The organism is Paractinoplanes maris, from assembly GCF_023544465.1.
Taxonomy (GTDB): domain Bacteria; phylum Actinomycetota; class Actinomycetes; order Mycobacteriales; family Micromonosporaceae; genus Actinoplanes; species Actinoplanes maris.
This window is the reverse complement of sequence record NZ_JALPVL010000006.1, coordinates 26,998-53,731: the sequence shown is the minus strand read 5'-3', so window position 1 is coordinate 53,731 and position 26,734 is coordinate 26,998. Positions and strand designations below refer to the sequence as shown.

Annotated in this window: 25 protein-coding genes; 20 read left to right on the top strand and 5 right to left on the bottom strand. The window is 70.5% G+C overall.

Annotated features, from left to right (window positions below; all coding sequences use genetic code 11):
* The first annotated feature begins 2 nt into the window (after positions 1-2).
* The 6 genes from folB (at position 3) to NAG42_RS18190 (ending at position 3,657) form a co-directional block, all read left to right on the top strand.
* The gene (gene folB / locus NAG42_RS18215; RefSeq protein ID WP_250031508.1) at positions 3-365 is read left to right on the top strand and encodes a dihydroneopterin aldolase; all 363 of its coding nucleotides are present in this window, start codon (positions 3-5) and stop codon (positions 363-365) included.
* Positions 362-889: a 2-amino-4-hydroxy-6-hydroxymethyldihydropteridine diphosphokinase gene (gene folK, locus NAG42_RS18210; RefSeq protein WP_250031507.1), complete on the top strand. Its 528-nt coding sequence runs from the start codon at positions 362-364 to the stop codon at positions 887-889. The genes folB and folK overlap by 4 nt, the downstream gene beginning before the upstream one ends.
* On the top strand, positions 886-1,404 hold the full coding sequence (locus tag NAG42_RS18205; protein ID WP_250031506.1) for a DUF3180 domain-containing protein: 519 nt from the start codon (positions 886-888) through the stop codon (positions 1,402-1,404). The genes folK and NAG42_RS18205 overlap by 4 nt, the downstream gene beginning before the upstream one ends.
* A gap of 141 nt (positions 1,405-1,545) precedes the next feature.
* Positions 1,546-2,781, top strand: a complete 1,236-nt coding sequence (locus NAG42_RS18200; RefSeq protein WP_250031505.1) for an ABC transporter permease — start codon at positions 1,546-1,548, stop codon at positions 2,779-2,781.
* A gap of 31 nt (positions 2,782-2,812) precedes the next feature.
* Positions 2,813-3,097, top strand: coding sequence for a hypothetical protein (locus NAG42_RS18195; protein ID WP_250031504.1), 285 nt, complete (start codon positions 2,813-2,815; stop codon positions 3,095-3,097).
* Positions 3,098-3,165: 68 nt separating this feature from the next.
* Positions 3,166-3,657: a hypothetical protein gene (locus NAG42_RS18190; protein WP_250031503.1), complete on the top strand. Its 492-nt coding sequence runs from the start codon at positions 3,166-3,168 to the stop codon at positions 3,655-3,657.
* A 2-nt stretch (positions 3,658-3,659) separates the two neighbouring features.
* Here NAG42_RS18190 and NAG42_RS18185 read toward each other — a convergent pair whose 3' ends face one another.
* The gene (locus NAG42_RS18185; protein WP_250031502.1) at positions 3,660-4,658 is read right to left on the bottom strand and encodes an ABC transporter ATP-binding protein; all 999 of its coding nucleotides are present in this window, start codon (positions 4,656-4,658) and stop codon (positions 3,660-3,662) included.
* A 35-nt stretch (positions 4,659-4,693) separates the two neighbouring features.
* Here NAG42_RS18185 and NAG42_RS18180 point away from each other — a divergent pair, with 35 nt between their 5' ends.
* The 4 genes from NAG42_RS18180 (at position 4,694) to NAG42_RS44145 (ending at position 8,831) form a co-directional block, all read left to right on the top strand.
* Positions 4,694-5,389, top strand: coding sequence for an ABC transporter permease (locus NAG42_RS18180; RefSeq protein ID WP_250032108.1), 696 nt, complete (start codon positions 4,694-4,696; stop codon positions 5,387-5,389).
* Entirely contained in the window at positions 5,386-6,099 is a 714-nt protein-coding gene (locus NAG42_RS18175) for an ABC transporter permease (protein WP_250031501.1), read from the top strand. The genes NAG42_RS18180 and NAG42_RS18175 overlap by 4 nt, the downstream gene beginning before the upstream one ends.
* A 127-nt stretch (positions 6,100-6,226) precedes the next feature.
* A complete protein-coding gene (locus tag NAG42_RS18170; protein ID WP_250031500.1) occupies positions 6,227-7,225 on the top strand; it encodes a glycine betaine ABC transporter substrate-binding protein in 999 nt (332 codons plus the stop codon).
* A 94-nt stretch (positions 7,226-7,319) separates the two neighbouring features.
* Positions 7,320-8,831 carry a hypothetical protein gene (locus NAG42_RS44145; protein ID WP_284045528.1) on the top strand — a complete coding sequence of 504 codons (1,512 nt, stop codon included), beginning with the start codon at positions 7,320-7,322 and terminating at the stop codon, positions 8,829-8,831.
* Between the two features lie 3 nt (positions 8,832-8,834).
* Here NAG42_RS44145 and NAG42_RS18155 read toward each other — a convergent pair whose 3' ends face one another.
* Both NAG42_RS18155 and NAG42_RS18150 read right to left on the bottom strand, forming a co-directional pair.
* Complete coding sequence (locus tag NAG42_RS18155; protein WP_250032107.1) at positions 8,835-9,959, bottom strand: NADH-quinone oxidoreductase subunit D; 1,125 nt, start codon at positions 9,957-9,959, stop codon at positions 8,835-8,837.
* A gap of 17 nt (positions 9,960-9,976) precedes the next feature.
* Positions 9,977-10,945 (bottom strand): SAM-dependent methyltransferase, encoded by a 969-nt coding sequence (locus NAG42_RS18150; RefSeq protein ID WP_250031497.1) that lies wholly within the window; start codon positions 10,943-10,945, stop codon positions 9,977-9,979.
* A 172-nt stretch (positions 10,946-11,117) separates the two neighbouring features.
* Between NAG42_RS18150 and NAG42_RS18145 the strand changes: the two genes are divergently transcribed.
* From NAG42_RS18145 to NAG42_RS18100, 10 genes are all read left to right on the top strand, one after another.
* The gene (locus NAG42_RS18145; protein ID WP_250031496.1) at positions 11,118-11,984 is read left to right on the top strand and encodes a Rossmann-like and DUF2520 domain-containing protein; all 867 of its coding nucleotides are present in this window, start codon (positions 11,118-11,120) and stop codon (positions 11,982-11,984) included.
* On the top strand, positions 11,981-12,811 hold the full coding sequence (gene panC / locus NAG42_RS18140) for a pantoate--beta-alanine ligase (RefSeq protein ID WP_250031495.1): 831 nt from the start codon (positions 11,981-11,983) through the stop codon (positions 12,809-12,811). The genes NAG42_RS18145 and panC overlap by 4 nt, the downstream gene beginning before the upstream one ends.
* Positions 12,811-13,239 (top strand): aspartate 1-decarboxylase, encoded by a 429-nt coding sequence (gene panD / locus NAG42_RS18135; protein ID WP_250031494.1) that lies wholly within the window; start codon positions 12,811-12,813, stop codon positions 13,237-13,239. The genes panC and panD overlap by 1 nt, the downstream gene beginning before the upstream one ends.
* 155 nt (positions 13,240-13,394) lie before the next feature.
* Positions 13,395-14,300 (top strand): septum formation family protein, encoded by a 906-nt coding sequence (locus NAG42_RS18130; RefSeq protein ID WP_250031493.1) that lies wholly within the window; start codon positions 13,395-13,397, stop codon positions 14,298-14,300.
* A gap of 62 nt (positions 14,301-14,362) precedes the next feature.
* Positions 14,363-16,006, top strand: a complete 1,644-nt coding sequence (locus NAG42_RS18125; protein ID WP_250031492.1) for an L-aspartate oxidase — start codon at positions 14,363-14,365, stop codon at positions 16,004-16,006.
* A 14-nt stretch (positions 16,007-16,020) separates the two neighbouring features.
* The gene (gene nadC / locus NAG42_RS18120; RefSeq protein ID WP_250031491.1) at positions 16,021-16,872 is read left to right on the top strand and encodes a carboxylating nicotinate-nucleotide diphosphorylase; all 852 of its coding nucleotides are present in this window, start codon (positions 16,021-16,023) and stop codon (positions 16,870-16,872) included.
* Between the two features lie 35 nt (positions 16,873-16,907).
* A complete protein-coding gene (locus tag NAG42_RS18115) occupies positions 16,908-17,666 on the top strand; it encodes a type III pantothenate kinase (RefSeq protein WP_250031490.1) in 759 nt (252 codons plus the stop codon).
* A gap of 53 nt (positions 17,667-17,719) precedes the next feature.
* A complete protein-coding gene (lysS, locus tag NAG42_RS18110) occupies positions 17,720-19,228 on the top strand; it encodes a lysine--tRNA ligase (RefSeq protein ID WP_250031489.1) in 1,509 nt (502 codons plus the stop codon).
* Positions 19,229-19,377: 149 nt separating this feature from the next.
* Entirely contained in the window at positions 19,378-19,734 is a 357-nt protein-coding gene (locus NAG42_RS18105) for a histone-like nucleoid-structuring protein Lsr2 (protein ID WP_250031488.1), read from the top strand.
* Positions 19,735-20,113: 379 nt separating this feature from the next.
* Positions 20,114-22,636, top strand: coding sequence for an ATP-dependent Clp protease ATP-binding subunit (locus tag NAG42_RS18100; protein ID WP_250031487.1), 2,523 nt, complete (start codon positions 20,114-20,116; stop codon positions 22,634-22,636).
* Between the two features lie 117 nt (positions 22,637-22,753).
* On the opposite strand, the gene NAG42_RS18095 is transcribed toward NAG42_RS18100, so the two are convergent.
* A complete protein-coding gene (locus NAG42_RS18095; RefSeq protein WP_250031486.1) occupies positions 22,754-24,160 on the bottom strand; it encodes a glycoside hydrolase family 43 protein in 1,407 nt (468 codons plus the stop codon).
* Positions 24,161-24,169: 9 nt separating this feature from the next.
* Positions 24,170-26,665 carry an alpha-L-arabinofuranosidase family protein gene (locus NAG42_RS18090; RefSeq protein WP_250031485.1) on the bottom strand — a complete coding sequence of 832 codons (2,496 nt, stop codon included), beginning with the start codon at positions 26,663-26,665 and terminating at the stop codon, positions 24,170-24,172.
* Positions 26,666-26,734: the final 69 nt, after the last annotated feature.

Genomic DNA, 26,734 nt, shown 5'->3' with positions numbered 1-26,734 from the left:
CGGTGGAGGGACGGATCACGCTGACCGGGCTGCGGGTGCGCGGCCGGCACGGCGTCTTCGACTTCGAGCGTGAGCAGGGGCAGGACTTCGTGATCGACGTACGGCTCGATCTCGACCTCGCCCCGGCCGCGGCCAGTGACGACGTGGCCGACACCGTGCACTACGGCGAGCTGGCGAGCCGCCTGGCCGGGATCGTCGGGGGCGAGCCGGTCAACCTGATCGAAACCCTGGCCGACCGGCTGCTCACCGCCTGCCTCGAGGACGAGCGCGTGCAGACGGCCGAGGTCACCGTCCACAAGCCGCAGGCGCCGATCCCGCTCGAGTTCGCCGACGTGGCCGTCACCCTGCGCCGGAGCCGGGCGTGACCCGGGCGGTCCTCTCCCTCGGCAGCAACCTCGGCCACCGCGAGCAGCACCTCCGGCAGGCCGTGAGCGGCCTCGGCGGCGAGGTCGAGCAGTGCTCGGGCATCTACGAGACGCCGCCCTGGGGTGACGCCGACCAACCGCCGTACCTCAATGCCGTGGTTCTTGTCTCGGACCCGGGAGCGGCGCCGATCGACTGGCTGCGCCGGGCCCAGGCGGCCGAGAGGGCGGCCGGCCGGGTACGCGACCCGGAGCGGCGCTTCGGCCCGCGGACGCTCGACGTCGACGTGATCGTGGTCTGGGACGACGACGGCCGGCCCGTGCTCAGCGACGATCCGGAGCTGACGCTGCCGCATCCGCGCGCTCACTTGCGTGCTTTCGTGCTGCGGCCCTGGCTCGACCTGCAGCCCGGCGCCGAGCTCCCCGGTCACGGCCCGGTCGCCGCCCTGCTGGCCGCGCCCGGAGCGGCGGACGACGTCGCCGGTCTGACCCCACGACCCGATCTCGCACTAGGATCGACGGGGTGAGCAGCAACCCGCAGGCGCCCAAGTCGGACCCCTCGTTGCGCCCGACCAGCATCTCGGTGCTGATCGTCGCGGGCCTCGTCGCGGCGGCCGTGGGCTGGCTGCTGCTGAGCCTCTCCTATTCGACGCTGCCCGACCTGCCGTGGTCGCCGGTGATCGTGCTGGCCGTGCTCGCCGTGGCCGAGGGCCTGCTCGCGCAGAACACGGCGGCCCGCATCCAGCGCAAGCCCGGAGCGCCCCGGGTCGACCCGCTGGCGGTGGCCCGCTATGTCGCTCTGGCCAAGGCGTCCTCACTGGTCGGCGCCATCTCGACCGGCTTCTCGGCGGGCCTGCTGGTGTTCCTGGCCATGGAGCCCACCCAGGCCGCCCGCGACGATCTGCCGGTCGCCATCGGCGGCGTGATCTCGGCGGTCGCGCTGGTCGCCGCGGCTCTCTGGCTCGAGCGGGCGTGCCGCATCCCCGAGCAACCCGACTCCGAGAACGAGAACGGCTCTCCTCGACCCACCGGCCTACTCTGAGTTGCCGGGCGTGTCCCCTGCGGATCTCGGCCTTGAACTGAGACCGACTCGTATCCGTATGCTCTGGGCGCGGGCACGCGCCCGGCGGATATCGGCGTGCGTAATTCACTGCACGGTGAGCGCACACGAGGAGGCGCGACGATGGCGTACGACGAGCCGACCTACCGTCGGCAGACCGAGGAACCCACGCCCACCGATCCGGCGGCCTATCGGGCCAACACGCTGGCCGCGGCCGAGCAGCGCCGGCGGGCCGAGGAGCTGGACAGCACCGGTGACACCACGGCCGACGTCCTGCGCCGGACCGAGGTCGAGGACGGCCGGGACCGGCTCGGCATCCACCTCGGCTGGGAGGTCGTGCTGCTGGTCGCCGCCGCGGCGATCGGCTTCCTCCTGTGGCGCCTCGAGCCCGACAGCTTCCGCCGGCCCGCCCTCGACGACCTGCTCATCACCGGCGCCGCGATCGGCGCGCTGGCCCTCGGCGCGGGCCTGACCCTGCGGGCCGGCGTGCCCAACCTGGCGCTCGGCCCGATCGCCCTGGCGGCCGCCCTGCAGTATGCCGAGCAGGGGGACCAGGGCCTGGTCAAGGCCATGGTGCCGGCGCTGGTGTTCGCCGCCGCGGGCGCGATCATCCTTGGTCTGGCCATCCTCGTGCTGCACGTGCCCGGCTGGGCGGCAACGCTCGCGGCGGCCCTCGGAGTGATCGTCTTCGACCAGCTGCGCGTGGCTCCGGTCGATGTCCAGGGCACCTACGACCCCACCGATCACGCGTTCTTCCTCTTCGGCGGGTTCGCGCTGCTCGCTGTGCTCGGGGGTGCGGTGGGCACGATCACGCCGGTGCGGCGCTGGCTGGGCCGGTTGCGCCCGGCCGGCGACCCGGCCCGTCGCCGCGGGGTGGCCGTGGCCGTGCCGGTGATCGGCTCGCTGCTGCTGTCCTCGTTCTTCGCCGTCGCCGCGGGCACCCTGTTCGCCGCGCAGTCCGGCACCCCGGTCGTCCCCGGCACCGGCCTCGAGTGGACGGGCATCGCGCTCGGGTTGGCCATGCTGGCCGGCACCAGCGCCTACGGACGGCGCGGCGGCATCTTCGGCACGCTGTTCGCCGTCGCCGCGCTCACCCTGTTCCTCGACTACGCCGACCGCCGCGACTTCGACATCTCGCTGTTCGCGATCGCGGCCTGCGTCCTCGCGGCCGGCCTGATCGTCACCCGGCTGGTCGAGGCCTACGGCCGTCCGCTGCCGGTGGCCGGCCCGGCCGACTGGACCGCCCCGGCCACGAACGGCGCCAACTGGCAGCCCGACCTGCCCGAGACGTGGTCGACGGCGTCCACCACGCCCCAGCCCGACCGCTGGGACTCGGGCCCCTGGGGCACAGGCCGATGATCGTCCGGCCGCTCCGCCTATGCTTTTGACCATGACCACTCCGAGCTTCGCCGAGCTGGACGCCCTGCCCACCGAGGAGCTGCGCGAGCGCGCCTTCCACCTGGCCCGGGAGCGGCGCGATATCGGCTTCTTCTGGTCGGTCCTCAAGCACCTGCCCGACGCCGACGAGGCGTCGCAGCTCGACGGCGCTCCCAACTCGATCGGCCCCACGGTCGACGAGGCGGTCGCGCTCTGGCGTGAGCTCGAGGGCCACGGGTATGGCGAGAACGAGCCCCTGCTGCGGGCCGCCTTCATCGACTACCTGCAGAAACATTGATCATTCCGGCAAACGCGGCATTTACGCTCGTCGTTTGAAGTGAGCGCCGCTCAGGGAAATAGCGGCGCATGGCTCTCGGTAATCGTTACAAGTCTGCGCCTGGTGCGGGCACACTTGCCGCGCTCATACTCGTGCTCGTCTTCGGCAGCCCCTGGTATGCCAAGTGGGCGAGCGACAACGCCAACCCCGAAACGGCCGGCGGCTGGTTCCTGAACCTGCTGGCCTGGCCCCGCTGGTCGTTCGACTCCGACGACTCGCTGCGGCAGATCATCGTCGGCGACCTCAAGGCGATCCTGCTGGTCGTGCTGACCGCACTCTTCCTCTACCTGCTCCCCGGCTCGCAGCTGGCCCGGGCCCGCGGCACGATCAGCCAGTTCTTCGCCGGCTGGGCGTCGTACGTCTTCGCCGGTGGCTTCGCGGCCCTGCTGACGACGCTCTTCCTGGCCAACCCGTCGCTGGTGGGCGCCTTCCGGGAGGCCGGCAACGGCGCCTCGTACGGGCTCTTCGTCGGCTGGATCATCGGCCTGGCCACCCTGGGTGGCTACCGCGGCACCCGCTGATCCTAGGCGGTCTCGCGGCTGTGCTCCTCGAAGAGCGCTGTCCGCGAGACCGTCCCGATCGTCTTGCCGTCCTCGGCCACGGCCACCTCGCTGACGTCGCCGGCCAGCATCGCGGCCAATGCGTCGTAGAGCGTGCCGCCCGCGTCCACCACCGGCTTGTCACCGGCCGGTCCGCCCGGCTGCAGAGCCGTACGGATGGAGGTGACGGCAAGGCGGCGGATGCCCCGATCGGCGCCCACGAAGTCGGCCACCGCCGGGGAGGCCGGCCGGCTCAGCAGCTCGGCCGGAGGCGCGTACTGCCGCAGGGTGCCGCCCTCGCCGAGCACGGCGATGCGGTCGCCCAGCCGTACGGCCTCGTCGATGTCGTGGGTGACCAGCACGATCGTCTTGCGCACGGTGGCCTGCAGCTTGAGGAACTCCTCCTGCAGGCGGCCGCGGGCGATCGGGTCGACCGCCGAGAACGGCTCGTCCATCAGCAGCACCAGCGGGTCGGCGGCCAGCGCCCGGGCCACGCCGACGCGCTGCCGCTGACCGCCGGAGAGCTCGTGCGGATAGCGCTTGGAGTAGCGGGCCGGGTCGAGCCCGACGAGCTCGAGCAACTCGTCGGAGCGGGTCGCGACCTTGGCCTTGTCCCAGCCCAGCATGCGCGGCACGGTGCCGACGTTCGTGCGGATGTTCTGGTGGGGGAAGAGGCCCACGTTCTGGATCACGTAGCCGATGTGCCGGCGCAGCTCGACCGGGTTGCGCTCGAGGACGTTCCGGCCGTCGATCAGGATGGTGCCGTGGGTCGGCTCGATCAGCCGGTTGATCATGCGCAGGATCGTGGACTTGCCGCAGCCCGACGGGCCGATCAGCACGGCCAGCTCGCCCGCACCCACCTCGAGGCTGAAGTCGCCCACCGCGACCGTGCCGTCGGGGTAGGTCTTGCCGACGTCCTGAAGCGTGATCGAGGCCGCGCTCCGGCTGTCGCGCCCCGGCTCGTTGATCGCGGTAGCGTCCACGTATGTCCTTCCTGTCGTGGGGCCCGGCGGCTGCTGTGTCAGTGCCGCTGGCCGCACCCGCCGATGACGGGCCAGGTAATCCGTGGTTCTCCTGGCAGTACGTGCTGGACAACGCCGAGACCTTGCGCGGCGCGCTCGAGTTCCACGCGGGGCTGACCGCCCGGGCGGTCGTCCTCGCCCTGATCGTGGCCCTGCCGCTCGCCGTGCTCGCCTACTGGATCAAACCGTTGACCGGCCCCATCCTCGCACTCTCGGGCGTGCTCTACACGATTCCGTCGCTGGCGCTGCTGGCCCTGCTGGCTCCCGCGGTGGGCACCACGACCGACACGTCGGTGCTGATCGCCCTGGTGCTCTATGCGCTGCTGGTCCTCGTCCGCAACGCGCTGACCGGCCTCACCCAGGTGCCTGACGAGGTGCGGGACGCGGCGACCGGCATGGGCTACGGGCGGTTCGGCCGGCTGATCCGGGTGGAGCTCCCGCTCGCGCTGCCGGGCATCATGACCGGGTTGCGGCTGGCCACGGTCTCCACCGTGGCGCTCGTCACGGTCGGCTCGCTGATCGGTCAGGGCGGTCTCGGTGACCTGATCCTCGGCGGCTTCCGCAACAACTTCTACAAGGCCGAGATCGTCACCGGCTCGGTCCTCTGCCTGGCGCTGGCCCTGATCCTCGACCTGCTGCTGGCCGGGGTCGGGCGCCTGCTGACGCCGTGGGCCCGGAGGCGGGCCTCGTGAACTATCTCGGCGAAGCCATCGTCTGGCTCAACGACCCGCTCAACTGGACCAACCCCGGCGGCCTGCTGGACCGCCTCTCCGAGCACCTGCAGATCAGCTTCTGGGCGGTGCTTCTGGGCTGCCTGATCGGGTGGCCGATCGGCATCTGGCTCGGCCACCGCGGCCGGGGCGGCTCGGCCGTGATCACCGTGGCCAATTTGACCCTCGCGCTGCCCACGCTCGCCCTGCTGACGATCCTGCCGCTGACCCCGCTCGGCTTCGGCAAGCCGCCGGTCGTGGTCGCGCTGGCCGTCTTCGCGATCCCGCCCCTGCTGTCGAACGCGGTCACCGGCCTGCGCTCGGTCGACCCGGAGGTCCGGGACGCCGCCAAGGGCATGGGCCTGTCCGGCACCCAGGTGTTGTGGCGGGTCGAGCTGCCGCTGGCGGTGCCCTATCTGGCGGGCGGCCTGCGGACCGCGGCGGTCCAGGTGGTCGCGACGACCACGCTGGCCACCTTCGTCAACGGCGGCGGCCTGGGCGAGATCATCAGCGCCGGGTTCGGGCTCGGCATCAGCGTCGGCGGCAACCAGATCGTGGCCGGCGGCATCTTTGTGGTGCTCCTCGCACTCGCCGTCGAAGGCACCCTCGCACTCGTCCAACGCCTGGTCACACCCCGTGCGCTGCGGGCCGTCAAGCGCCGCCGGCCCACCGCGGCGGCCCCGGCCGGGTAACGGTCGGGCGTATTTCTGGAAAGTGTCACACCCGGCGGGTAGAGATGGCAGGGCAGGCGGTTCTCCTCCGCCCGTCGGACACGCGGCGCGACCACCTTGATCGCGCCGGGACACAGAAGGCGGCACTATGCGTCGACACCTGATCCTGATGGCGGCCACCGCGACGGCGGCCGCCGTCTCCCTCGCCGGTTGCGGCGGTGCCGGCTCCTCCGGCACCGAGGCACCGCCCTCGGCGGCGGCCGGCGCCGGCTGCGCTCCGGTCGCCGGTGACAAGCTCGTCGTGCTCGAGGACGACAAGAAGCTTCAGAACACCGACAACGTCATCCCCGCGGTCAACCAGAAGGCGTCGTCGCCCGAGCTCATCGCCGCGCTCGACAAGGCCTCGGCCGCGCTCGACACCACCAAGCTGATCGCGCTCAACAAGGCGGTCGCCGTCGACCGCAAATCGTCCAAGGCCGCGGCCCAAGAGTTCGCAACTGCGAACAGTTTGACGGCCGGTCTCGCCAAGGGCCCCGGCGGACAGCTCACGATCGGCGCCGCCGACTTCCCCGAGAGTGCCACCCTGGCCGAGCTCTACGGTGTCGCGGCCACCGCCGCGGGTTACACGGTCAAGGTGCAGACGATCGGCAACCGGGAGCTCTACGAGCCCGCGCTGGAGAAGGGCGATCTCGACATCGTCCCTGAGTATGCGGCCACCCTGGCCACCTTCCTGGCCGGCAAGGTCGAGGGCAAGAACGCGAAGGACCCGTCCTCGTCCGACCTGCAGACCACCATCACCAACCTGACCGCGCTCGGCGAGAAGCGGGGCCTGGTCTTCGGCAAGCCGTCGGCCGCGCAGGACCAGAACGCGTTCGCGGTGACCACCGCCTTCGCCGACAAGAACGGTTTGAAAACTCTCTCCGACCTGGCCGCCAAGTGCTCCGGCGCCGCCACCGTCCTCGGTGGCCCGGCCGAGTGCCCGCAGCGTCCGAAGTGCCAGCAGGGTCTGGTCGACACCTACGACTTCAAGGCCGGCAAGTTCAGCAGCTTGGACGCCGGTGGGCCGCTCACGCTGACCGCTCTCAAAACCGGCACCGTCAGCGTCGGTCTGGTGTTCAGCTCCGACCCCGCTTTGGCCGGCAGCTAAGACCGAAATGCGAGAAAGCGCCGGGTTTCGGATCATCTGAAGCCCGGCGCTCGAACAGTTGCTCGATCGGGGAGTCTGGGTAATATCGGCGCCCATGCCGGATCAGGACCCCGTGACGGGTAACGCACGCCTGCTTCGCGGCCTCAACTGGGCGGGCGTTCTGCTTGCCCCGGTGGCCGCGGCTGTCGTGCTGCTCGGCCAGAGCTCCAACACCGTACGGTTCGCTGTGCTGCTCATCGCGGTGGCCGTCGTGCTGATCGGCGCCTCGGCGCTGGTCCGCAGCGATCCGGTGCTGGGCCGCCTCGACGTCGAGGACACTGTGGCCGACCAGGTCGCCACGTTGCGCCGTGAGCTCCGGGCCGAGTTCGGCCAACCCGGGCGTCCCGAGTTCGCCCCGGCCGGCCGAGGTGGCGTGGTCCACAGTTCGGGCCCCCAGCGCGCCGCCGTCCCCCCGCCGCCACCGCCTCCGGCCGAGGGATCCGGCTTCTTCGCCGACGCCCCGCCGATGTACGCGGACGACGACCCGTTCGCCGATCCCAGCTTCTCCGGCTCGCCGGACTTCCCGGCCCAGCCAGATTTTGCCGGCCAGCCGGACTTCCCGGCCCAGCCAGACTTCGCCGGCCAGCCGGACTTCGCGGCCCAGCCAGATTTTGCCGGCCAGCCCGGCTACCCGGCCCAGCCAAATTTTGCCGACCAGTCCGGCTACCCGGCCCAGCCAGATTTTGCCGGCCAGTCCGGTTACCCGGCTCACGCAGATTTTGCCGGCCAGCCCGGTTACCCGGCCCAGCCGATGGGTTCGGCCCGTCCGCCGGTTCCCGCCGGTGGCCGAGCCGGGGTCCCGACGGCGACCGCCGCAGTGCGCCCACCCGCCCGCACCGGACCCGGCATGCAGACCGGTAGCCGCCCCGCCGGCCCGGTGGGTCCCGCCGGCCCGGTCGGTGTCGCCAGCCCGGTGGGTCTCGCCGGCCCGATCGGTTCCGTCGGCCCGGTCGGTGTCGCCGGCGCAGTCGGTTCCGCCGGCCCAGTTGGTCGCGAGCCCGGCACCTCGACCGGTGGCCGCCCCGTAGCCGCGGCCGCGGCCGCAGTGCCGCCGCCGCAGGTGCCCCGGCAACGTGGCGCGGCTGCGGTCCCGTCCCCGCCGCCGACGGGTGTGCCGCGCGCGGCGGCGTCCGTCCGGCCGAGCGGTCCGTTCGTCGGCCGGCCCGAGTCCCTGTCCGACGACTTCGGCGCCGGCAACGGATACGCCGCCCAGCAACCCGGCGTCTATGGCGCTCCTGCCGGCGGCAACACCTACGGCGCCGCGAACACGTACGGCACCTCGAACGACGACTTCGACTCGGACGAATACCACGGTTACGGCGCCCCGCATTACGGCTCCGAGCAGGGCGACCCCGGCCAGGGCGACTACGGCTACGGCGAAAGCGAACCCTACGAGCCCGCCGGCGAGTACGACGCCGCGCACGAACCCGGGAACACGACCGGCGACCCCACCTACAAGGCCCGCCGGCACCGCCCGTCGGCCAACGACACCAACGTCGGCTCGCTCAGCGACTTCGCCGCGTACGGCGGCTACTCGCCCGACGAGGACGGATACCGCCGCCGCTAGGTCCTACTTGTCGATGTCGCCGACCACGAAGAACATCGAGCCGAGGATGGCGATCAGGTCGGGCACCAGGCAGCCCGGGATGAGCGTCGACAGTGCCTGGACGTTGGCGTAGGACGCGGTCCGCAGCTTCATGCGCCACGGCGTCTTCTCACCCCGCGACACCAGGTAGTAGCCGTTGACGCCGAGCGGGTTCTCCGTCCAGGCATACGTGTGCCCCTCGGGCGCCTTGACCACCTTGGGCAGTCGCACGTTGACCGGCCCGGAGATCTGGTCGACCCGGCTCAGGCACTGCTCGGCCAGGTCCAGCGACACGTACGTCTGGTCGAGCAGCACCTCGAACCGGGAGTGGCAATCCCCGGCGCTCCGCGTCACCACGGGCACGTCCAGCTCGTCGTACGCCAGGTAGGGCTCGTCCCGGCGCAGGTCGAAGTCGAGCCCACTGGCCCGGGCGACCGGCCCCGACGCCCCGAAGGCCGCCGCCTGCTCGGCCGTGAGCACCCCGACCCCGACCGTGCGGGCCAGGAAGATGTCGTTGCGCCGGATGAGATTGTCCAGATCGGGCAGTCGCTCGCGGACCGTGCGGATCGCCTCGCGGGCCCGCTCCGTCCAACCGGCCGGCACCTCCTCCTTGAGCCCGCCGACCCGGTTGAACATGTAGTGCATGCGGCCGCCGGAGACCTCCTCCATCACGGCCTGCAGGGTCTCGCGCTCACGGAACGCGTAGAACATCGGCGTGATCGCGCCGATCTCGAGCGGGTAGGAGCCCAGGAACATCAGGTGGTTGAGCACCCGGTTGAGCTCGGCCAGGGCCATCCGCAGCCAGGTGGCGCGCTCCGGCACCTCGATGCCCATCAGCCGCTCGACGGCGAGCGCGACGCCCAGCTCGTTGGAGAAGGCGGAGAGCCAGTCGTGCCGGTTGGCCAGCATCAGGATCTGCCGGTAGTCGCGCACCTCGAACAATTTCTCGGCGCCCCGGTGCATGTAGCCGACGATCGGCTCACAGGTGACCACCCGCTCACCGTCGAGTGTGAGCTTGAGCCGCAGCACACCGTGGGTCGAGGGGTGCTGCGGGCCGATGTTGAGCACCATGTCGGCGGTCTCGAGGCCCGCGCCGGTCCCGACCGTCATCTCGCGCAGCGCATCCGTCACAGCAGAATGCTCCCACGCTCATCGAGGCCCACGCTGTGCAGCAGCCACCAGTGGCCACCCAGCCCGGCCGCCTCGATCAGCTCGGCCTCGGCCCCGGCCGCTGCCAAGGCCCGCACATAGCCCCCCGGATCGCTGCGGGCAAGATCCAGCGGTGGCCGGCCGCCGTCGACCCCGAGCGCCTTCAGCGCCTCACGCTGGCGGACCAGGACGTACGGCGTGCCGGTCGCGACCGCCACCGCGTCGATCGCCACGTGCGCCGTGACGTCACAGGACCCGTCGGGCACCGGTGTGACCGGCCGGCCACCGCGGAACCCGGTCAGCGTCCCGAACGGCGGCCGGTCGTCGCGCCGATGCCCGTAGTCGATCGCCAGCGCACAGCCCCGCCGCACCTGCCCCACCGCGTCGGCCCAGGCCGCGTCGCGCGGCCACCCGATCTCGACCCGGCCGGTCCGCGGCCACCACCGCCGCAGCCAGAACTCGTCGGCCGGGTCGACCAGGCCGCCCAGTGACTCGGCCCCGGTCGCCGGATCGACGAGCACCTTGCGCAGCCGCCCGTCGTCATCCTGCTCGGCCACGTCGAGCGGCACGTTGTCCAGCCACTCGGTGGCGATCAGCAAACCGACGATGCCGTCCGGCACCTCGCGCGCCCAGGTGATGCCCCCGGGCAGCTCCGGTGGGCGCGGCGCCACCTCGACGGCGGTGAGCCGCACCCGCTCGGGCAGGAGCGGGCGCAACGCCGCGAGCAGCTCACCTCGCCCGGCGCCCACGTCGACCAGGTCGAACACGCGGGGCCGGCCCAGCGCCGCATCGATCCGCTCGATCAGCCGCAGCACCGCCCCGGCGAAGAGCGGCGACGCGTGCACGCTGGTGCGGAAGTGATCAGCCGGCCCCTGATCGGGGCGCACGAAGAAGCCGCCGGGCCCATAGAGCCCGGTCCGCATCGCCGCCCGCCATCCCGCTTCCACATCAGTCACCCTAGGCGCTCCGGACGTCGGCGAACCGGGCCTGTGGACGAGTGGCTCCGCCGGGTCCGAGTTGAGGGGTGATGGTCTTGTTCACACGGTCTTGTCACCGGCCTGTAACCGCGGCGCATACTTGCGCTCGACCGGTACCCGCTCGTGAGGACTGGATCTGGATATGAGCTCATCGTCGCCCCTGACCATCGGCGTTGTCGGGGCAGGCCGGGTGGGTGCCGTGCTCGGCGCCGCCCTCGACGCCGCCGGCCACCACGTGGTCGCCGCCGCGGCCGTTTCCGCGGCCTCCCGGGACAGGGCCGCCCGCCTGCTGCCGCACGCCGCGATCCTGCCCGCCGACGAGGTCGCCCGCGCCGCCGACGACCTCCTCCTGCTCGCCGTCCCGGACGACTCGCTCGCCGCAGTCGTCTCCGGCCTGGCCACCACGGGCGCACTGCACCCGGGCCAGATCGTCGCGCACACCTCCGGCGCCCACGGCCTGGCCGTCCTGGGCGGCCTGCGCGGGATGGCCCTGCACCCCGCGATGACCTTCACCGGCTCGCCCGCCGACCTCGACCGCCTGCCCGGCATCGCCTGGGGGGTCACCACGGCCGACCGGGTCTTCGCGGCCCGGCTCGTGGCCGACCTCGGCGGCATCCCGGAGTGGGTCGCCGAGGACGCCCGCCCGGTCTATCACGCGGCCCTCGCCCACGGCGCGAACCACCTGGTCACGCTGGTCAACGAGGCCGCCGACCTGCTCCGCGGGACAGGCATCGCCGAGCCTTCGCGGATCCTCTCGCCGCTGCTGCACGCCGCGCTCGACAACGCGCTGCGGCTCGGTGACGCGGCCCTGACCGGCCCGGTCTCCCGGGGCGACGCCGGCACCGTCGGCAAGCACCTCGACCACCTGCCCGCCGAGTCCCGGCCGGCCTATCTGGCTCTGGCCCGCCGCACCGCCGACCGGGCCATCGCCTCCGGCCGGCTGCGCCCGCAGGACGCGGCCCTGCTTCTCGACGTCCTGTCCCGCGCCGCGGTGGGGAGCCCCTCATGACGTACGTGATCCACACCCGCGCCGAGCTGGCCGAGGCGACGCGGGCGGCGGGCCCCCGGGCCGTCGTGATGACGATGGGTGCCCTGCACGACGGGCACCGGCAGCTCATGCGTGAGGCTCGCCGGCGCGGCGGCCTGGTGATCGTCACGATCTTTGTGAACCCGCTGCAGTTCGGTCCCCACGAGGACTTCGACAAATACCCGCGCACCTTGGAGGCCGACGTCGAGGCGTGCCGGGCCGAGGGGGTCGACGTGGTCTTCGCGCCGGCCCGCGACGAGGTCTATCCGGGTGGGGCGCCGTCGATCACGATGAACGCCGGCCCGCTCGGCGAGATCTTGGAGGGCGCGAGCCGCCCGGGCCACTTCGCCGGGATGCTCACCGTGGTGCAGAAACTGCTCATGCTGACCCGGGCCGACGTGGCGTTCTTCGGCGAGAAGGACTTCCAGCAGCTCGCGCTGATCCGCCGGCTGGCCCACGACCTGGAGCTCGGGGTCGAGATCGTCGGCGTGCCGACCGTACGGGAACCGGACGGCCTGGCCCTCTCGAGCCGCAACCGATTCCTCTCGCCGGGCGAACGTCAGTCCGCCCTCGCGCTGAGCCGGGCGCTGCGCGAGGGTGCCACCCACGCCGAGGCCACCGCCGTGCTGTCCGCCGCGGGCAAGATCCTGGCCGACGAGCCGGGCGTCCAGGTCGACTACCTCGAGCTGACCGGCGCCGATCTCGGCCCGGCGCCTCAGGAGGGGCCCGCCCGCCTGCTGATCGCCGCCCGGGTCGGCACCACCCGCTTGATCGACAACGTGCCTCTGACGCTGGGGAAGGCGGCCTGATGTTCCGCACGATGCTCAAATCCAAGATCCATCGGGCCACCGTGACCCAGGCCGACCTGCACTACGTCGGGTCGGTGACGATCGACGTCGACCTGCTCGAGGCGGCCGATCTGATCCCCGGCGAGCAGGTCGCGATCGTCGACGTGACGAATGGGGCCCGTCTGGAGACGTACGTGATCGCGGGCGAGCGGGGCAGCGGCGTGATCGGCATCAACGGCGCCGCGGCCCATCTCGTGCACCCCGGTGACCTGGTCATCCTCATCGCGTACGGCCAGCTGGAGGACGCCGAGGCGCGCGCCTACCAGCCGAGGATCGTGCACGTCGACGCCGCAAACAAGATCATCGAGCTGGGCGCCGACCCGGCCGCCGCCGCCGAGGGCATGCCCGGCGGTCTGACCCGGGGAGACCTGAGCCGCACCGCCGCCTGACAAAGCCGAGCCGCCTGACAAGCCGAGCCGCCTGACAAGCCGAGCCGCCTGACAAAGCCCAGCCGCCTGACAAAAGGCAAAATCCGCTGATCCCGTTTCCGATCCCCATATCATTGGAAATCGGACATCAGTGGCAGGCGGAGAGGCTTGGGTTCATGCGACACCGGCTCGGGATCATTGCTGTCCTGGGTTCGGTGCTGCTCGCCACGGGGTGCGGCAAGCCGGGCGGTGTCGACGGCGACCTGACCAACGGCTGGGGGGCGATGGCCCCAGCGACCGGTTTCGAGCCCAACAGCGGCGCCTGCCACAGTGCCAACTTCAACCCGGTCGGCCCGCGCGGCACTTATGAAGAGGTCGCCTGCTCGGCCAAGCACCGCACCGAGACCGTGTACGTCGGCACGTACGAGTCACCCGCGGCCGACGCCGACGTCCCCCCGGCCGATGGCTCAGCCGGGGCCAGGGCCGCGTACTCGGTCTGCGACCAGAAGACGACCACCTTCGTCGGCGGGCCCTGGCGTGACGCCCGGCTGTGGATCGGCGTCACCCGGCCCACCGAGGCGGCCTGGAACGGCGGCGCCCGCTGGTTCCGGTGCGAGGTGCTCGAGCTCAACTCGGTCGAGGACGACGGCGGTCTGGTGCAGCGCGAGGGCAGCCTGCGCGACGCGCTGGCCGACGGCCGCTCCGACGTGCTGCTCAGCTGCTACGCGATCCAGCTCGACGGCAACGGCGCGATCGCCACCATGCCCGCGGTGAAGTGCTCGGCCAAGCACAACGGTGAGTTCGTCGGGGTCTGGTACGCCAAGGATCTCGACTACCCGGACGACGACGCCACGTGGGCCAAGTTCCACGACGGCTGCCGCGAGCTGATCGCCGACTACGTCGGAGTGCCCAAGGACAGCGACCTGCAATACCGTACGGGCGTGGTATCGCTGCCCGGCGGTGCCGACGTGTGGGCGCTGGGTGATCGCGGCGTGCGCTGTTACCTGTGGCTCGACGGCGTGGAACTCACGTCGACGATCAAGGGCAAGGGCATCAAGAGCCTGCCCGTGCAGTACAAGTAACGGTGACCACGAATGTTCCACCCCGGCGCCGAGGGGTCGTACCGGCGGAGTGTACTGAGCGGATGTATGTCGCCGACCTTCCGGAACTCCCTCGCCGCCTCGCCGCGGCCGACCCCGGGTGGAGCGAGACCACCGACGTGCTGGTCGTGGGTTCCGGCGTGGCCGGGCTGACCGCCGCCCTGCACCTGCGCGAGCAGGGCCTGCACGTCACCGTCGTCACCAAGGTCAATATCGATGACGGCTCGACCCGGTGGGCTCAGGGTGGCATCGCCGCGGTGCTCGACCCGCTCGACACCCCGGCCGCCCACGCCAACGACACCGAGATCGCCGGGGTCGGGCTGTGCGACCCGGCGGCGGTGCGCGTCCTGGTCGAGGAGGGTCCGGCCCGCGTACGCGAACTGATCCGCATCGGTGCGTCGTTCGACCGCAACGCGGACGGCTCGTTGATGCTCACCCGCGAGGGCGGTCACCGGGCCGACCGCATCGTGCACGCGGGCGGCGACGCGACCGGGGCCGAGGTGCAGCGTGCCCTGCACGAGGCGGTGCGCCGCGATCCCTGGATCCGTCTGGTCGAGCACGCCCTGGTGCTCGACCTGCTGCGCGCCCCCGACGGCCGGGCCTGCGGGCTCACCCTGCACGTCCTCGGCGAGGGCTCGGAGGACGGCGTGGGCGCGATCCTGGCTCGCGCGGTGGTGCTGGCCACCGGCGGCATGGGCCAGATCTACTCCTCGACCACCAACCCGTCGGTCTCCACCGGGGACGGGGTGGCCCTCGCCCTCCGGGCCGGCGCGCTGGTCACCGACGTCGAGTTCGTCCAGTTCCACCCCACCTCGTTCGTCACCGCCAGCGTGACCTCGGTGCAGCGGCCGCTGATCTCCGAGGCGTTGCGCGGTGAGGGCGCCCACCTGGTCGACGAGACCGGTGCCCGGTTCATGGTGGGGCAGCACGAGCTGGCCGAGCTGGCCCCGCGCGACGTGGTGGCCAAGGGCATCCACCGGGTGCTGCGCGCGACCGGTGCCGACCACGTCTACCTCGACGCCCGTCACCTCGGCCGCGAGTTCCTGGAGCAGCGCTTCCCGACCATCGTCGCGTCCACCCGCGCGGCCGGCGTCGACCCGGCGACCGAGCTGATCCCGGTGGCCCCGGCCGCCCATTACGCCTCGGGCGGGGTGCGCACCGACCTGCACGGCCGGACGAGCATCTCCGGCCTCTACGCCTGTGGTGAGGTCGCCTGCACCGGCGTGCACGGCGCCAACCGCCTGGCCAGCAACTCGCTGCTCGAGGGCCTGGTCTTCGCGAGGCGCATCGCCGACGACATCGCCCGCGATCTGCCCGCGCAGGCCGATCCCGCGCCGGCCCCGGCCGGCCGGAGCTGGGTCGTCGCCGCGGCGACCCGCCCCGAGCTGCAGCGCACCATGACCCGGGGCGCCGGCGTGCTGCGATCGGCCGACTCGCTGTCGGCCACCGCCAAGGAGCTGGCCCGCCTGGCCGAGCAGCGCGATACCCCGCGCAACGCCGCCTGGGAGGCGACCAACCTGCTCACGGTGGCCACGGTGCTGGTCGCGGCGGCGCGCACCCGCCGCGAGACCCGCGGCTGCCACTGGCGTGAGGACTTTCCCGGGGCCGAGGACGAGTGGCGTGGGCACCTGCTGCACACGCTCGACCGCCAGACCCGATTGACCCAGTCCTTCGAAGAGATGGCCTGACCACAGGGGGATCGATGAACGAGTTGGACGTCGCCGAAGTGGAACTGATCGTTCGCACCGCGCTGGCCGAGGACCTCGGTTCGCCACCGCACGACGTGACCAGCGAGGCCACGATTCCCGCCGGCCAGGTCGACACCGCGGAGCTGGTGGCCCGGGCCGACGGCGTGGTGGCCGGCCTGCCGGTGGCCGCCGTGGTCTTCAACGACACCTCCGGCGGCGCCGACGTCTTCGAGCAGCGCGTGGCCGAGGGTGACCGGGTCACCCGGGGCGACGTGCTGGCCGTGATCACCGGTCCCACCCGGGCCCTGCTGACGGCCGAGCGCACCGCGCTCAACCTGCTCAGCCGCATGTCCGGGGTGGCCACCCACACCCGCCGCTGGGCCGAGGCGCTGGCCGGCACCAAGGCCACCGTCCTCGACACCCGCAAGACCACGCCCGGCCTGCGCTATTTGGAGAAATACGCCGTGCGCATCGGTGGCGGCACCAACAAGCGGATGGGCCTCTACGACGTGGCCATGATCAAGGACAACCACAAGCTCGCCGCGGGCAGCATCACCGCCGCCTACCGCCTGGTCCGCGAGAAGTTCCCCGACGTGCCGGTGCAGGTCGAGGTGACCACCGTGGCCGAGGCCCGCGAGGCGGTCGAGGCCGGCGCCACGTTCCTGCTTTGCGACAACATGGACCCCGACCGGCTACGCGAGGTCGTGGCCGAGGTGGGCGACCGCGCCGAGCTCGAGGCCACCGGCAACCTACGCTTGGAGACGGCCGCCGACTACGCGGCCACCGGCGTCGACTACCTGTCGGTCGGCGGCCTGACCCACTCCTCGCCCATTCTCGACATAGCCATGGATTTGCGCCCCCGATAACATGGATTCGCGCCCCCGATAAGGAGCCAACCCCCTTGCTGCTCTGCATCGACATCGGCAACACCAACACCGTGCTCGCCACCTTCGACGGCGACAAGCTGGTCCACAACTGGCGCATCAAGACCGATGCCCGTTCCACAGCCGACGAGCTGGGTCTGATGTTCCGCGGTCTGCTGGCCGGTGACGCGGTCGAGATCACCGGGGTCGCCGCCTGCTCGACCGTGCCGGCGGCGCTCCGGAGCCTGCGGACCATGCTCGCCCGCTACTACGGCGACCTGCCCAACGTCGTCGTCGAGCCGGGTGTCAAGACCGGCGTCCAGCTGGCGATCGACAACCCGAAGGAGGTGGGCGCCGACCGGGTCGTCAACACGCTGGCCGCGCACGCCCTCTACGGCGGCCCGAGCATCGTCGTCGACTTCGGCACGACCACCAACTTCGACGTGATCAGCGAGAAGGGCGAGTTCCTGGGCGGCGCCTTCGCTCCCGGCATCGAGATCTCCTTCGACGCCCTGGCCGCCCGGGCCGCGCAGCTCCGCAAGGTCGAGCCGGCCAAACCCCGCTCGGTGATCGGCAAGAACACCGTCGAGTGCCTGCAGTCGGGCATGTATTTCGGCTTCGCCGGTCAGGTCGACGGCATCGTCAGCCGCATGATCGACGAGATCGGCCCGGTCAAGGCGGTCATCGCCACCGGCGGTCTGGCTTGGCTGGTCAAGGACGAGTGCAAGACGATCACCGCGCACGAGCCGATGATCACGCTGATCGGGCTCCGGATGGTATATGAGCGGAACGTCTGACGGGGTCTGAGTAGGCTTTCAGGGCCCCAACAGTCCTGACAGAGAGTCGTGCCGTGACCGAGCAGAATGTCGCCGTCCCTGATCCCGCCGAGGACCTTCCCGAGCAGATGCGGGTCCGCCGGTCGAAGCGGGACCGGATGCTCGCCGATGGGGTGTCCCCCTACCCGGTGACTGTCCCGCGGACGGCGACGCTGAAGCAGGTGCGCGAGCAGTACGCCGATCTGCCCATCGACGCCGCCTCCGGTGACCAGGTGTCGGTCTCCGGCCGGGTCATCTTCGTGCGGAACGGCGGCAAGCTGTGCTTCGCCACGCTGCGCGACGGTGACGGCACCGAGCTGCAGGCCATGCTGTCCCTGGCCAAGGTCGGCGAGCAGCGTCTGGCCGACTGGAAGCAGCTTGTCGACCTGGGTGACATCGTCTCGGTGACCGGCGAGGTGATCACCAGTCGCCGCGGCGAATTGTCGGTTCTGGCCGACTCGTGGGAGATGAGTGCCAAGGCTCTGCGGCCGCTCCCGGTGGCCCACAGGGCGCTTTCCGAGGAGACGCGAGTTCGTCAGCGGTACGTCGATCTGATCGTCCGGCCGCAGGCGCGGGACACCGTTCGCACGCGCGCCACGGTCGTCCGCAGCCTTCGCGAGTCGCTGTTCCGCCGCAATTTCCTCGAGGTCGAAACACCAATGTTGCAGTTGCTGCACGGCGGCGCGACGGCCCGCCCGTTTGTGACGCACAGCAACGCCCTCGACACCGATCTCTATCTGCGGATCGCACCGGAACTCTTTTTGAAGAGGGCCGTCGTCGGCGGCATCGATCGGGTCTTCGAGATCAACCGCAACTTCCGCAATGAGGGTATGGACTCGACGCACTCCCCGGAGTTCGCGATGCTCGAGGCCTACCAGGCGTACGCGGACTACAACGTCATGCAGCAGCAGACGCGCGAGTGGATTCAGGAGGCCGCTTTCGCGATCGCCGGATCACACATCGTGACGCACTTCGACGGCACCGAGCGGGATCTGGGCGGCGAGTGGGCATCGGTAACGCTCTATGGCTCGCTCTCCGCGGCGCTCGGTGAGGAAGTCACTCCGTCCACCGATATCGCGCAACTGCTGCGTTATGCCGAAAAGCACGACCTTTCCGTCGATCCGAAGTGGGGCCCGGGCAAGCTCGTCGAGGAGCTGTTCGAGCATCTCGTCCAGCCCACCCTGCAGGCGCCCACGTTCGTCCGGGACTATCCCGAGGAGACGGCGCCGCTGACCCGTGCGCACCGGGAAACACCGGGTCTGACCGAGAAGTGGGACCTCTACGTGTCGGGCTTCGAGCTGGCGACCGCCTATTCCGAGCTCGTCGACCCGGTCGTGCAACGCGAACGGCTCCTGGCCCAGTCGCTGCTGGCGGCCGGCGGCGATGCCGAGGCGATGCAGCTCGACGAGGATTTCCTGCGGGCCATGGAGTATGGAATGCCGCCGTCCGGTGGCATGGGAATGGGAATCGACCGCCTTCTGATGGCGCTCACCGGGCTGGGCATTCGGGAAACGATCCTCTTCCCGCTCGTGCGTCCGGAGTAAGCACCGTCGAGTTCGTCCCCGCGGCCACTGGAGGTCGGAACTCTCCGTCACCGGAAATGTTCCGGCCTCCATTGACGGACGATGCCGCCTTGGCGTTATTGTCTGTGCGTTGCATTGGGGAGAACCTGTGTCCGGGAGGATAGCGGCGCGTGGCCAAACAGATCATTCACAAGCTGGTTGATGACATCGACGGGGGCGACGCCGACGAGACGGTGAAGTTCGCGCTCGACGGCATTCAGTACGAGATCGACCTGTCGGAGAAGAACGCCACCAAATTGCGGGAGCTCTTCGAGCCGTACGTGGAGGCCGGTGCCAAGGCCGCCCGGGGCGGAGTGGTCGTGGGGGGCCGGGCCGCCCGCGGCCGGGGTGGCGCCACCGCCGACCGCGAGCAGAACAAGGCCATCCGGGAATGGGCCAAGAAGTCCGGCAAGGACATCTCCGACCGGGGACGCATTCCGCAGGAGATCGTCGACGAGTTCCACGCGAAGGGCCCGGGCCGCAACTGACCCCCGTGCCCACGCCGGTCCCACCGACTCAGCCGGGTCCGCCACACATGGTGTGGCGGACCCGCTGCTTTTTCGGTCGCTCTTCGGTCGGCCGACGTAGGGTTATCCACAGGTGGGGACGAAGTTGTCCACAGCCTGTGGATGTCGGTATCGCGATTTCGCTGTCCGCGTAGCCGTTCCGCTGGGGGAACAGCGGTTGAGCGTGCGAAGTTGGCTAAATCAACGTTGCGGAAGGTTTCGAGGGGCCGCGAGGGCCCAGCAAGACCACCCGGCGGCGATAGAGTTGTCAGTACGGGTATCACCGATGCCCGTGCGCTGGCCCCGCCAGCTGTTGAGACGAGCTCAGCATTGGCGCACGGCACGTGAGGAGCACGAGGGCATGTTCGAGCGGTTCACCGACCGAGCGCGACGGGTTGTCGTCCTGGCCCAAGAAGAGGCCCGGATGCTCAACCACAACTACATCGGGACCGAGCACATCCTGCTCGGCCTGATCCACGAGGGCGAGGGTGTCGCCGCCAAGGCTCTCGAGAGCTTGGGTATCTCGTTGGAGGGCGTCCGGCAACAGGTCGAAGAGATCATCGGTCAAGGCCAGCAGGCGCCGAGCGGGCACATCCCGTTCACGCCCAGGGCCAAGAAGGTGCTGGAGCTGTCGCTGCGTGAGGCGCTCCAGCTCGGCCACAACTACATCGGCACCGAGCACATCCTGCTCGGCCTGATCCGTGAGGGCGAGGGCGTCGCCGCCCAGGTGCTGGTCAAGCTCGGCGCCGACCTCAACCGGGTCCGCCAGCAGGTCATCCAGCTGCTCTCCGGCTATCAGGGCAAGGAGCCGGCCGCGGCCGGTGCGGCGGCGGGCGAGGCCGCGCCGTCGACGTCCCTGGTCCTCGACCAGTTCGGGCGCAACCTGACCCAGGCCGCCCGCGAGGGCAAGCTCGACCCGGTCATCGGGCGCGAGAAGGAGATCGAGCGGGTCATGCAGGTGCTGTCCCGCCGCACCAAGAACAACCCGGTTCTCATCGGTGAGCCCGGCGTCGGAAAGACCGCGGTCGTCGAGGGTCTCGCGCAGTCCATCATCAAGGGCGAGGTGCCCGAGACGCTGAAGGACAAGCAGCTCTACACGCTCGACCTCGGTGCGCTGGTCGCCGGTTCCCGTTACCGCGGTGACTTCGAGGAGCGCCTGAAGAAGGTGCTCAAGGAGATCCGCACCCGGGGCGACATCATCCTGTTCATCGACGAGATCCACACCCTGGTGGGTGCGGGTGCCGCCGAGGGCGCGATCGACGCGGCGAGCATCCTCAAGCCGATGCTGGCCCGTGGCGAGCTCCAGACCATCGGTGCCACCACCCTCGACGAGTACCGCAAGCACCTGGAGAAGGACGCCGCTCTCGAGCGCCGTTTCCAGCCCATCCAGGTCGGCGAGCCGTCGCTGGCGCACACCATCGAGATCCTCAAGGGCCTGCGGGACCGCTACGAGGCTCACCACCGGATCAGCATCACGGACGCCGCCCTGGTGGCGGCCGCGACGCTGGCCGACCGCTACATCTCTGACCGCTTCCTGCCGGACAAGGCGATCGACCTGATCGACGAGGCCGGCGCCCGGATGCGCATCCGCCGGATGACCGCGCCGCCGGACCTCCGCGACTTCGACGAGCGCATCGCCCAGGTGCGCCGCGACAAGGAGTCCGCGATCGACGCGCAGGACTTCGAGCGGGCCGCGCAGCTGCGCGACAAGGAGAAGCAGCTGCTGGGCCAGAAGGCGCAGCGGGAGAAGGAGTGGAAGGCCGGCGACCTCGACGTCGTGTCCGAGGTCGACGACGAGCAGATCGCCGAGGTCCTGGGCAACTGGACCGGCATCCCGGTCTACAAGCTGACCGAGGAGGAGACCTCCCGGCTGCTCCGCATGGAGGATGAGCTGCACAAGCGGGTCATCGGCCAGGAGGACGCGGTCAAGGCCGTCTCCAAGGCGATCCGGCGCACCCGGGCCGGCCTCAAGGACCCCAAGCGCCCGTCCGGCTCGTTCATCTTCGCCGGCCCGTCCGGTGTCGGTAAGACCGAGCTCTCCAAGGCGCTCGCGGAGTTCCTGTTCGGCTCCGAGGACGCGCTGATCCAGCTCGACATGTCGGAGTTCCACGACCGCTACACGGTGTCCCGCCTCGTCGGTGCCCCTCCCGGCTACGTCGGTTACGACGAGGGTGGCCAGCTGACCGAGAAGGTGCGCCGCAAGCCGTTCTCCGTGGTCCTCTTCGACGAGATCGAGAAGGCTCACCCGGACGTCTTCAACACGCTCCTGCAGATCCTCGAGGACGGCCGCCTGACCGACGGTCAGGGCCGCATCGTGGACTTCAAGAACACGGTCATCATCCTGACCACCAACCTCGGCACGCGTGACGTGGCCAAGGCGGTCTCCCTGGGCTTCCAGGCCTCGGAGGATGTCGAGAGCAACTACGACCGGATGAAGGTCAAGGTCAACGACGAGCTGAAGCAGCACTTCCGCCCGGAGTTCCTCAACCGCATCGACGACACGATCGTCTTCCACCAGCTCCGCCAGGACGAGATCCTCCAGATCGTCGACATCTTCACGTCGCGGATCGAGGGCCAGCTCAAGAACAAGGACATGGGCCTCGAGCTGACCGACAACGCCAAGAAGTACCTGGCGAAGAAGGGCTTCGACCCGGTGCTGGGCGCCCGGCCGCTGCGCCGCACGATCCAGCGCGACCTCGAGGACACCCTGTCCGAGCAGATCCTCTTCAACGAGCTGCGCCCCGGCCAGATCGTGGTGGTGGACTGCGAGGGCGACCCGGAGAACATCGAGAAGTCCAAGCTCACGTTCACCGGCGCCGACCGTGGCGTCGCGGTTCCCGACGCGGTTCCGGCCGACCTCGGAGCGGCGACCACCGAGGAGTAAGCACTGTTCCACGACAACGGCCCGGCTGCTCAGCAGCCGGGCCGTTGCGCTTCCCGGGGCGACATCCGGGAGGGCCCGCGCACGCGGTGGGGGGAACGCGTACGCGGGCGTATACCGTCAGCTCAGCCGCAGGACTGTCCCGGCTGGGCCGACGGAGACACGGGAGCCGGCGATGCGCAGGTATCCGCCGCTCTCCACCCGGAGCTTGAGCCCGGTCCGGGTGGTCTCCCGCCGGAGCTTCACCGGTGCCGAGCCCAGCCGCAGATCGCTCCCGACGACCGACGACGGGTGATCGACCGAGCGCAGCACCTCGGTGCCGTCGTCCTGCGCCTCGAACCGGAACTGGGTTGCGGCCAGGTCACGCGGGGCCCGCTGCACCACGATCGCGCCGTCGGCCGCATGCCGTACGAAGTCGTCCGGGCGGTCGGCCGGTGAGATCCGCACGATCGGGCCGCCGTCACCCACCGGCACGCCGAACAGCGGCGTGCCGTCCGGATGCCAGTAGAGCCGCTGCACCCGGGCATGCCGGTTCGGGTCGTAGAGCGGGTCGCCGGTGATGTCGCGGTAGTCGCGGGCGTGGTAGACCAGCACGTCCGTGCGCCCGTCCTCGGCCACCGTGAACGAGTTGTGCCCCGGCCCGTAGCGGTGCGTCTCGGGGTTGGTGACGAAGATCGGGTCGGGTGTCTTCACCCACGACTCCGGCCGGAGCAGGTCGGCGTCCGCGTCCGCGGTGAGCAGGCCCATGCAGTAACGGGCGTCGGTGGCGCTGGCCGAGAAGGTCAGGAACACCCGGCCGTTGCGGATCAGCACGGCCGGCCCCTCGTTCACCCGGAACCCCTGGATCTCCCAGTCCCGGGTGGGCGTGGTGATCCGCGTCGGCTTGGTGGCCAGCGACCACGGCGTCCCCATCCGGGCGATGTAGAGGCTGGTGTTGACCGCGATCTCGGGCTCGCTCTGCGCCCACACCAGGTAGCGGCGGCCGCGGTGCGCGAAGGTCGTCGCGTCCAGGGTGAAACCGTCCCACTCGGTCCGGAGCTGGGTCTTGAGCTGCCATCCGGTGGGGTCCAGCGGATCGGCCAGGGGCGATTCCAGGACGTACGTGCGGATCCGGAACACGTCGTCGGAGTCGCCGGCCGCGAAGTAGACGTACCAGCGGCCGTCGATGCGGTGCAGCTCCGGCGCCCAGATGTGCCCGGCCATCCGGCCGCTCGCCGGGCGCCGCCAGATCACCGTCTCGGCGGCGTCCGACAGGCCGGCCAGGGTGGCCGAGCCGCGCAGGGCGATCCGGTCGTACTCGGGGACCGACCCGGTGAAGTAGTACCGGCCGTTGGTGCGCGGCGTGATGAACGGGTCGGCGCGCTGGGTGACCAGCGGCTGCGCGGTCGGCACGCCGTAGATCTCGGCGTCGGTCCGTGGCACGGCGGCTTCCGCCGTCCCGGCCGCGCCCAGCCCGGCCAGGCCGGTCCCGGCTGCGACCCCGAGCGAACCGCGCATCAGCGTGCGCCTGCTCAACGCGAATGTCATCGAAGTCTCCTATCGGGTCCGGAGGCGCAGGAAGGTGACCGAGCTCGCCGGGAACGCCCGGGTGAAGGTCGAGCCGAGGCCCCGGGCCGTGGTGGTCACGGGCTGGATCGGCTCGGCCGAGCGGGTGTTCTGCTCGCCGGGGTCGCCGGCCAGCACGGTCATCCGGCCCGTCGGGGCGACGCGCAGGCCACCCAGGTCGATCTTGGTGAGAGCGGCGGAGGCCGACGCGTTGACCACCTTGACGATCAGCTCGCCCGACCGGAGGTCGCGGGTGACGACCTGGGCGAAGGGCTCGGTGACCTGGTTGTCGTCGAAACTGCCCCAGACCTCGCCGTCCCGGATCAGGGTCACCTTCGTGCCCCGGACCTCGATCCTCAGGTCGTACGTCTGGCCGGTGGTGATCGTGTCGGGCCGGGTGAGCAGCTGCTCCTTGGCCGCGGCCGACCCGGTCGCCTTCTCGATCGCGCCCTGGGTGTTGTTCCAGCCGCCGAGGTTCCACCAGTACCAGGTGCCCGAGTCCTTGATCCCGAACGGGATGAGGAAGCCCTCGGCCCCCGCGGTCTTGGTCGCCTTGACGCTGATGTCGTAGTCGGTCGCCGTGATGTTGGTGGCCGCGGCGACCATCGTGTCCTCGGCCGCGAGGTCGGTCTGCGTGTAGGCGCCGTCGGTGACCGCCCACGTGCCACGTCCACTGAGCGAATTCCAGCCGTCCGCACCGTCGTTGAAGTCGTCGGCCACCAGCACTGTGCCGTCCGGCGTGGTCACCCGCAGATCGTCGTACTTCGCCGCCGTACGCCAGGTCGACAACCCGACCCGGCCGGTGATCGGCTGCGGCTGGACGACCCGGCCACCGGTCACCGACGACGGCACGACGCGGTCGCCGACGTTGGTCATGAACAGCTTCTGCATCTGATAGCTGGTCGAGCCCCACGACTCGTCGTTGTCGAACCAGATCAGGTCGGGCCGCCACTGCACGTTGTCGATGTCGGCGAACAGAGGCGCGTAGGAGGCCATTCTGACCACGTCGGCGTTGCGCTCGAGCCCGGTCATGTAGGCCGCCTCGGCCAGTGAGTTGAAGAACTTGGCGTCCTGCGACGCGTATTCACCCAGGAAGACCTGGGGCCCGTTCCGGTCGTACGAGTCGTAGCGCTCGTTGTTCTGCAGGAACCAGTTCGGGCTGTTGTAGTAGTGCTCGTCGACCATGTCGGTCCCGTGGGCGCGGTTCTTGGCCCACAGGTTGTCGAACGTCACGCCCTGGTCGTCCGGCCCGGAGTTGCTGATCACCGTCATGCTCGGGTACTTCGCTTTAATCGCGGCCTCGAACTTCACGAAGTTGGCGAAGTACTCCTCGGGCAGGTTCTCCTCGTTGCCGACGGCGACCATGGTCAGGCCGAACGGCTTCGGGTGGCCCATCCGCGCCCGGAGCTTGCCCCAGGTGGACGTGACCGGCCCGTTGGCGAACTCGATCAGGTCGAGAGTGTCCTGGATGTGCCGTTGCAGCAGCGCCGGGTCGTCGGTGGCGCGGTTCTGCCCGCAGCCGGTGACCAGGGCCGGCACGACCGGCAAGGGCGCGGCACCGATGTCCTCGGAGAACTGGAAGTACTCGTAGTAGCCGAGCCCGTAGCTCTGGTTGTAGCCCCAGAAATTCGCGTTGGTGGCCCGCGTCTCGACCGGCCCGACCGTGTCCTTCCACTGATAGGACCGGGCGCGCGGGAAGCCCGAGGCGGCGTCGTACGCGTAGTGGCTGCCGGTGTTGACCAGGCAGCCGCCGGGGAACCGGACGAAGCCCGGGCGCAGTGCCGCCACCTTCTCGGCCAGATCTTTGCGCAGGCCGTGACCCTTGTACGTCTTGTGCGGGAGCAACGACACCATGTCGAGCCGGTGCGTGCCGGTGCCGATCGCCGACACCGACAGCCGCCCGGTGTCGCTCGTGCTCGTCGCGCGCAGCGTGCCCTCGTACCGGGACCAGGTGTCGCTCTTGACGTTGATTTTCAGCGCGGTGGCCAGCGCGGTGCCGTCGGCCGTCGTCAGCGAGATCGTCAACGGCGAGCCGGAGTCCGACCGGGCCCAGACGGAGAAGTCGTAGCGCTCGCCCTTCTCGACCGCGACGCCGCTGTTGTAACCGGCATTGGTCACGCCGGCCGCACCGGTCAGCCGCAGGTAGGTGCGGTTCCGCTCGTTGAGCCGGGCGTCGTCGTCGACGGTGGCGGCGGTGCCGGTCGCCGTCCAGCTGGTCAGACCGGTGTACGACTGATTGTCCGCGGCCTGGAACTCGAACGAGCGGTTGCGGATCAGCTCGGCGTAGAGCCCGCCGTCGGCCGCGTAGTTGATGTCCTCGAAGAAGACGCCGTACATGTTGTCGCTGATCGATGCGCCGGGGGATCGCGGATCGACGGTGATCGTGTAGTCGGGGTCGGTCGCGGCGGCGGCCGGTGGGGCGACCGCCAGGGGCAGAGCGGCCAGAACGGCAATCACGCCGGCTGTGCGGGTTCGGGTGCGGGCCACCGGATCCTCCCGTTGTTCGCGCGCACAACATCACATCCCAGCGCCAGGTGATAAATCCATAGATGCACC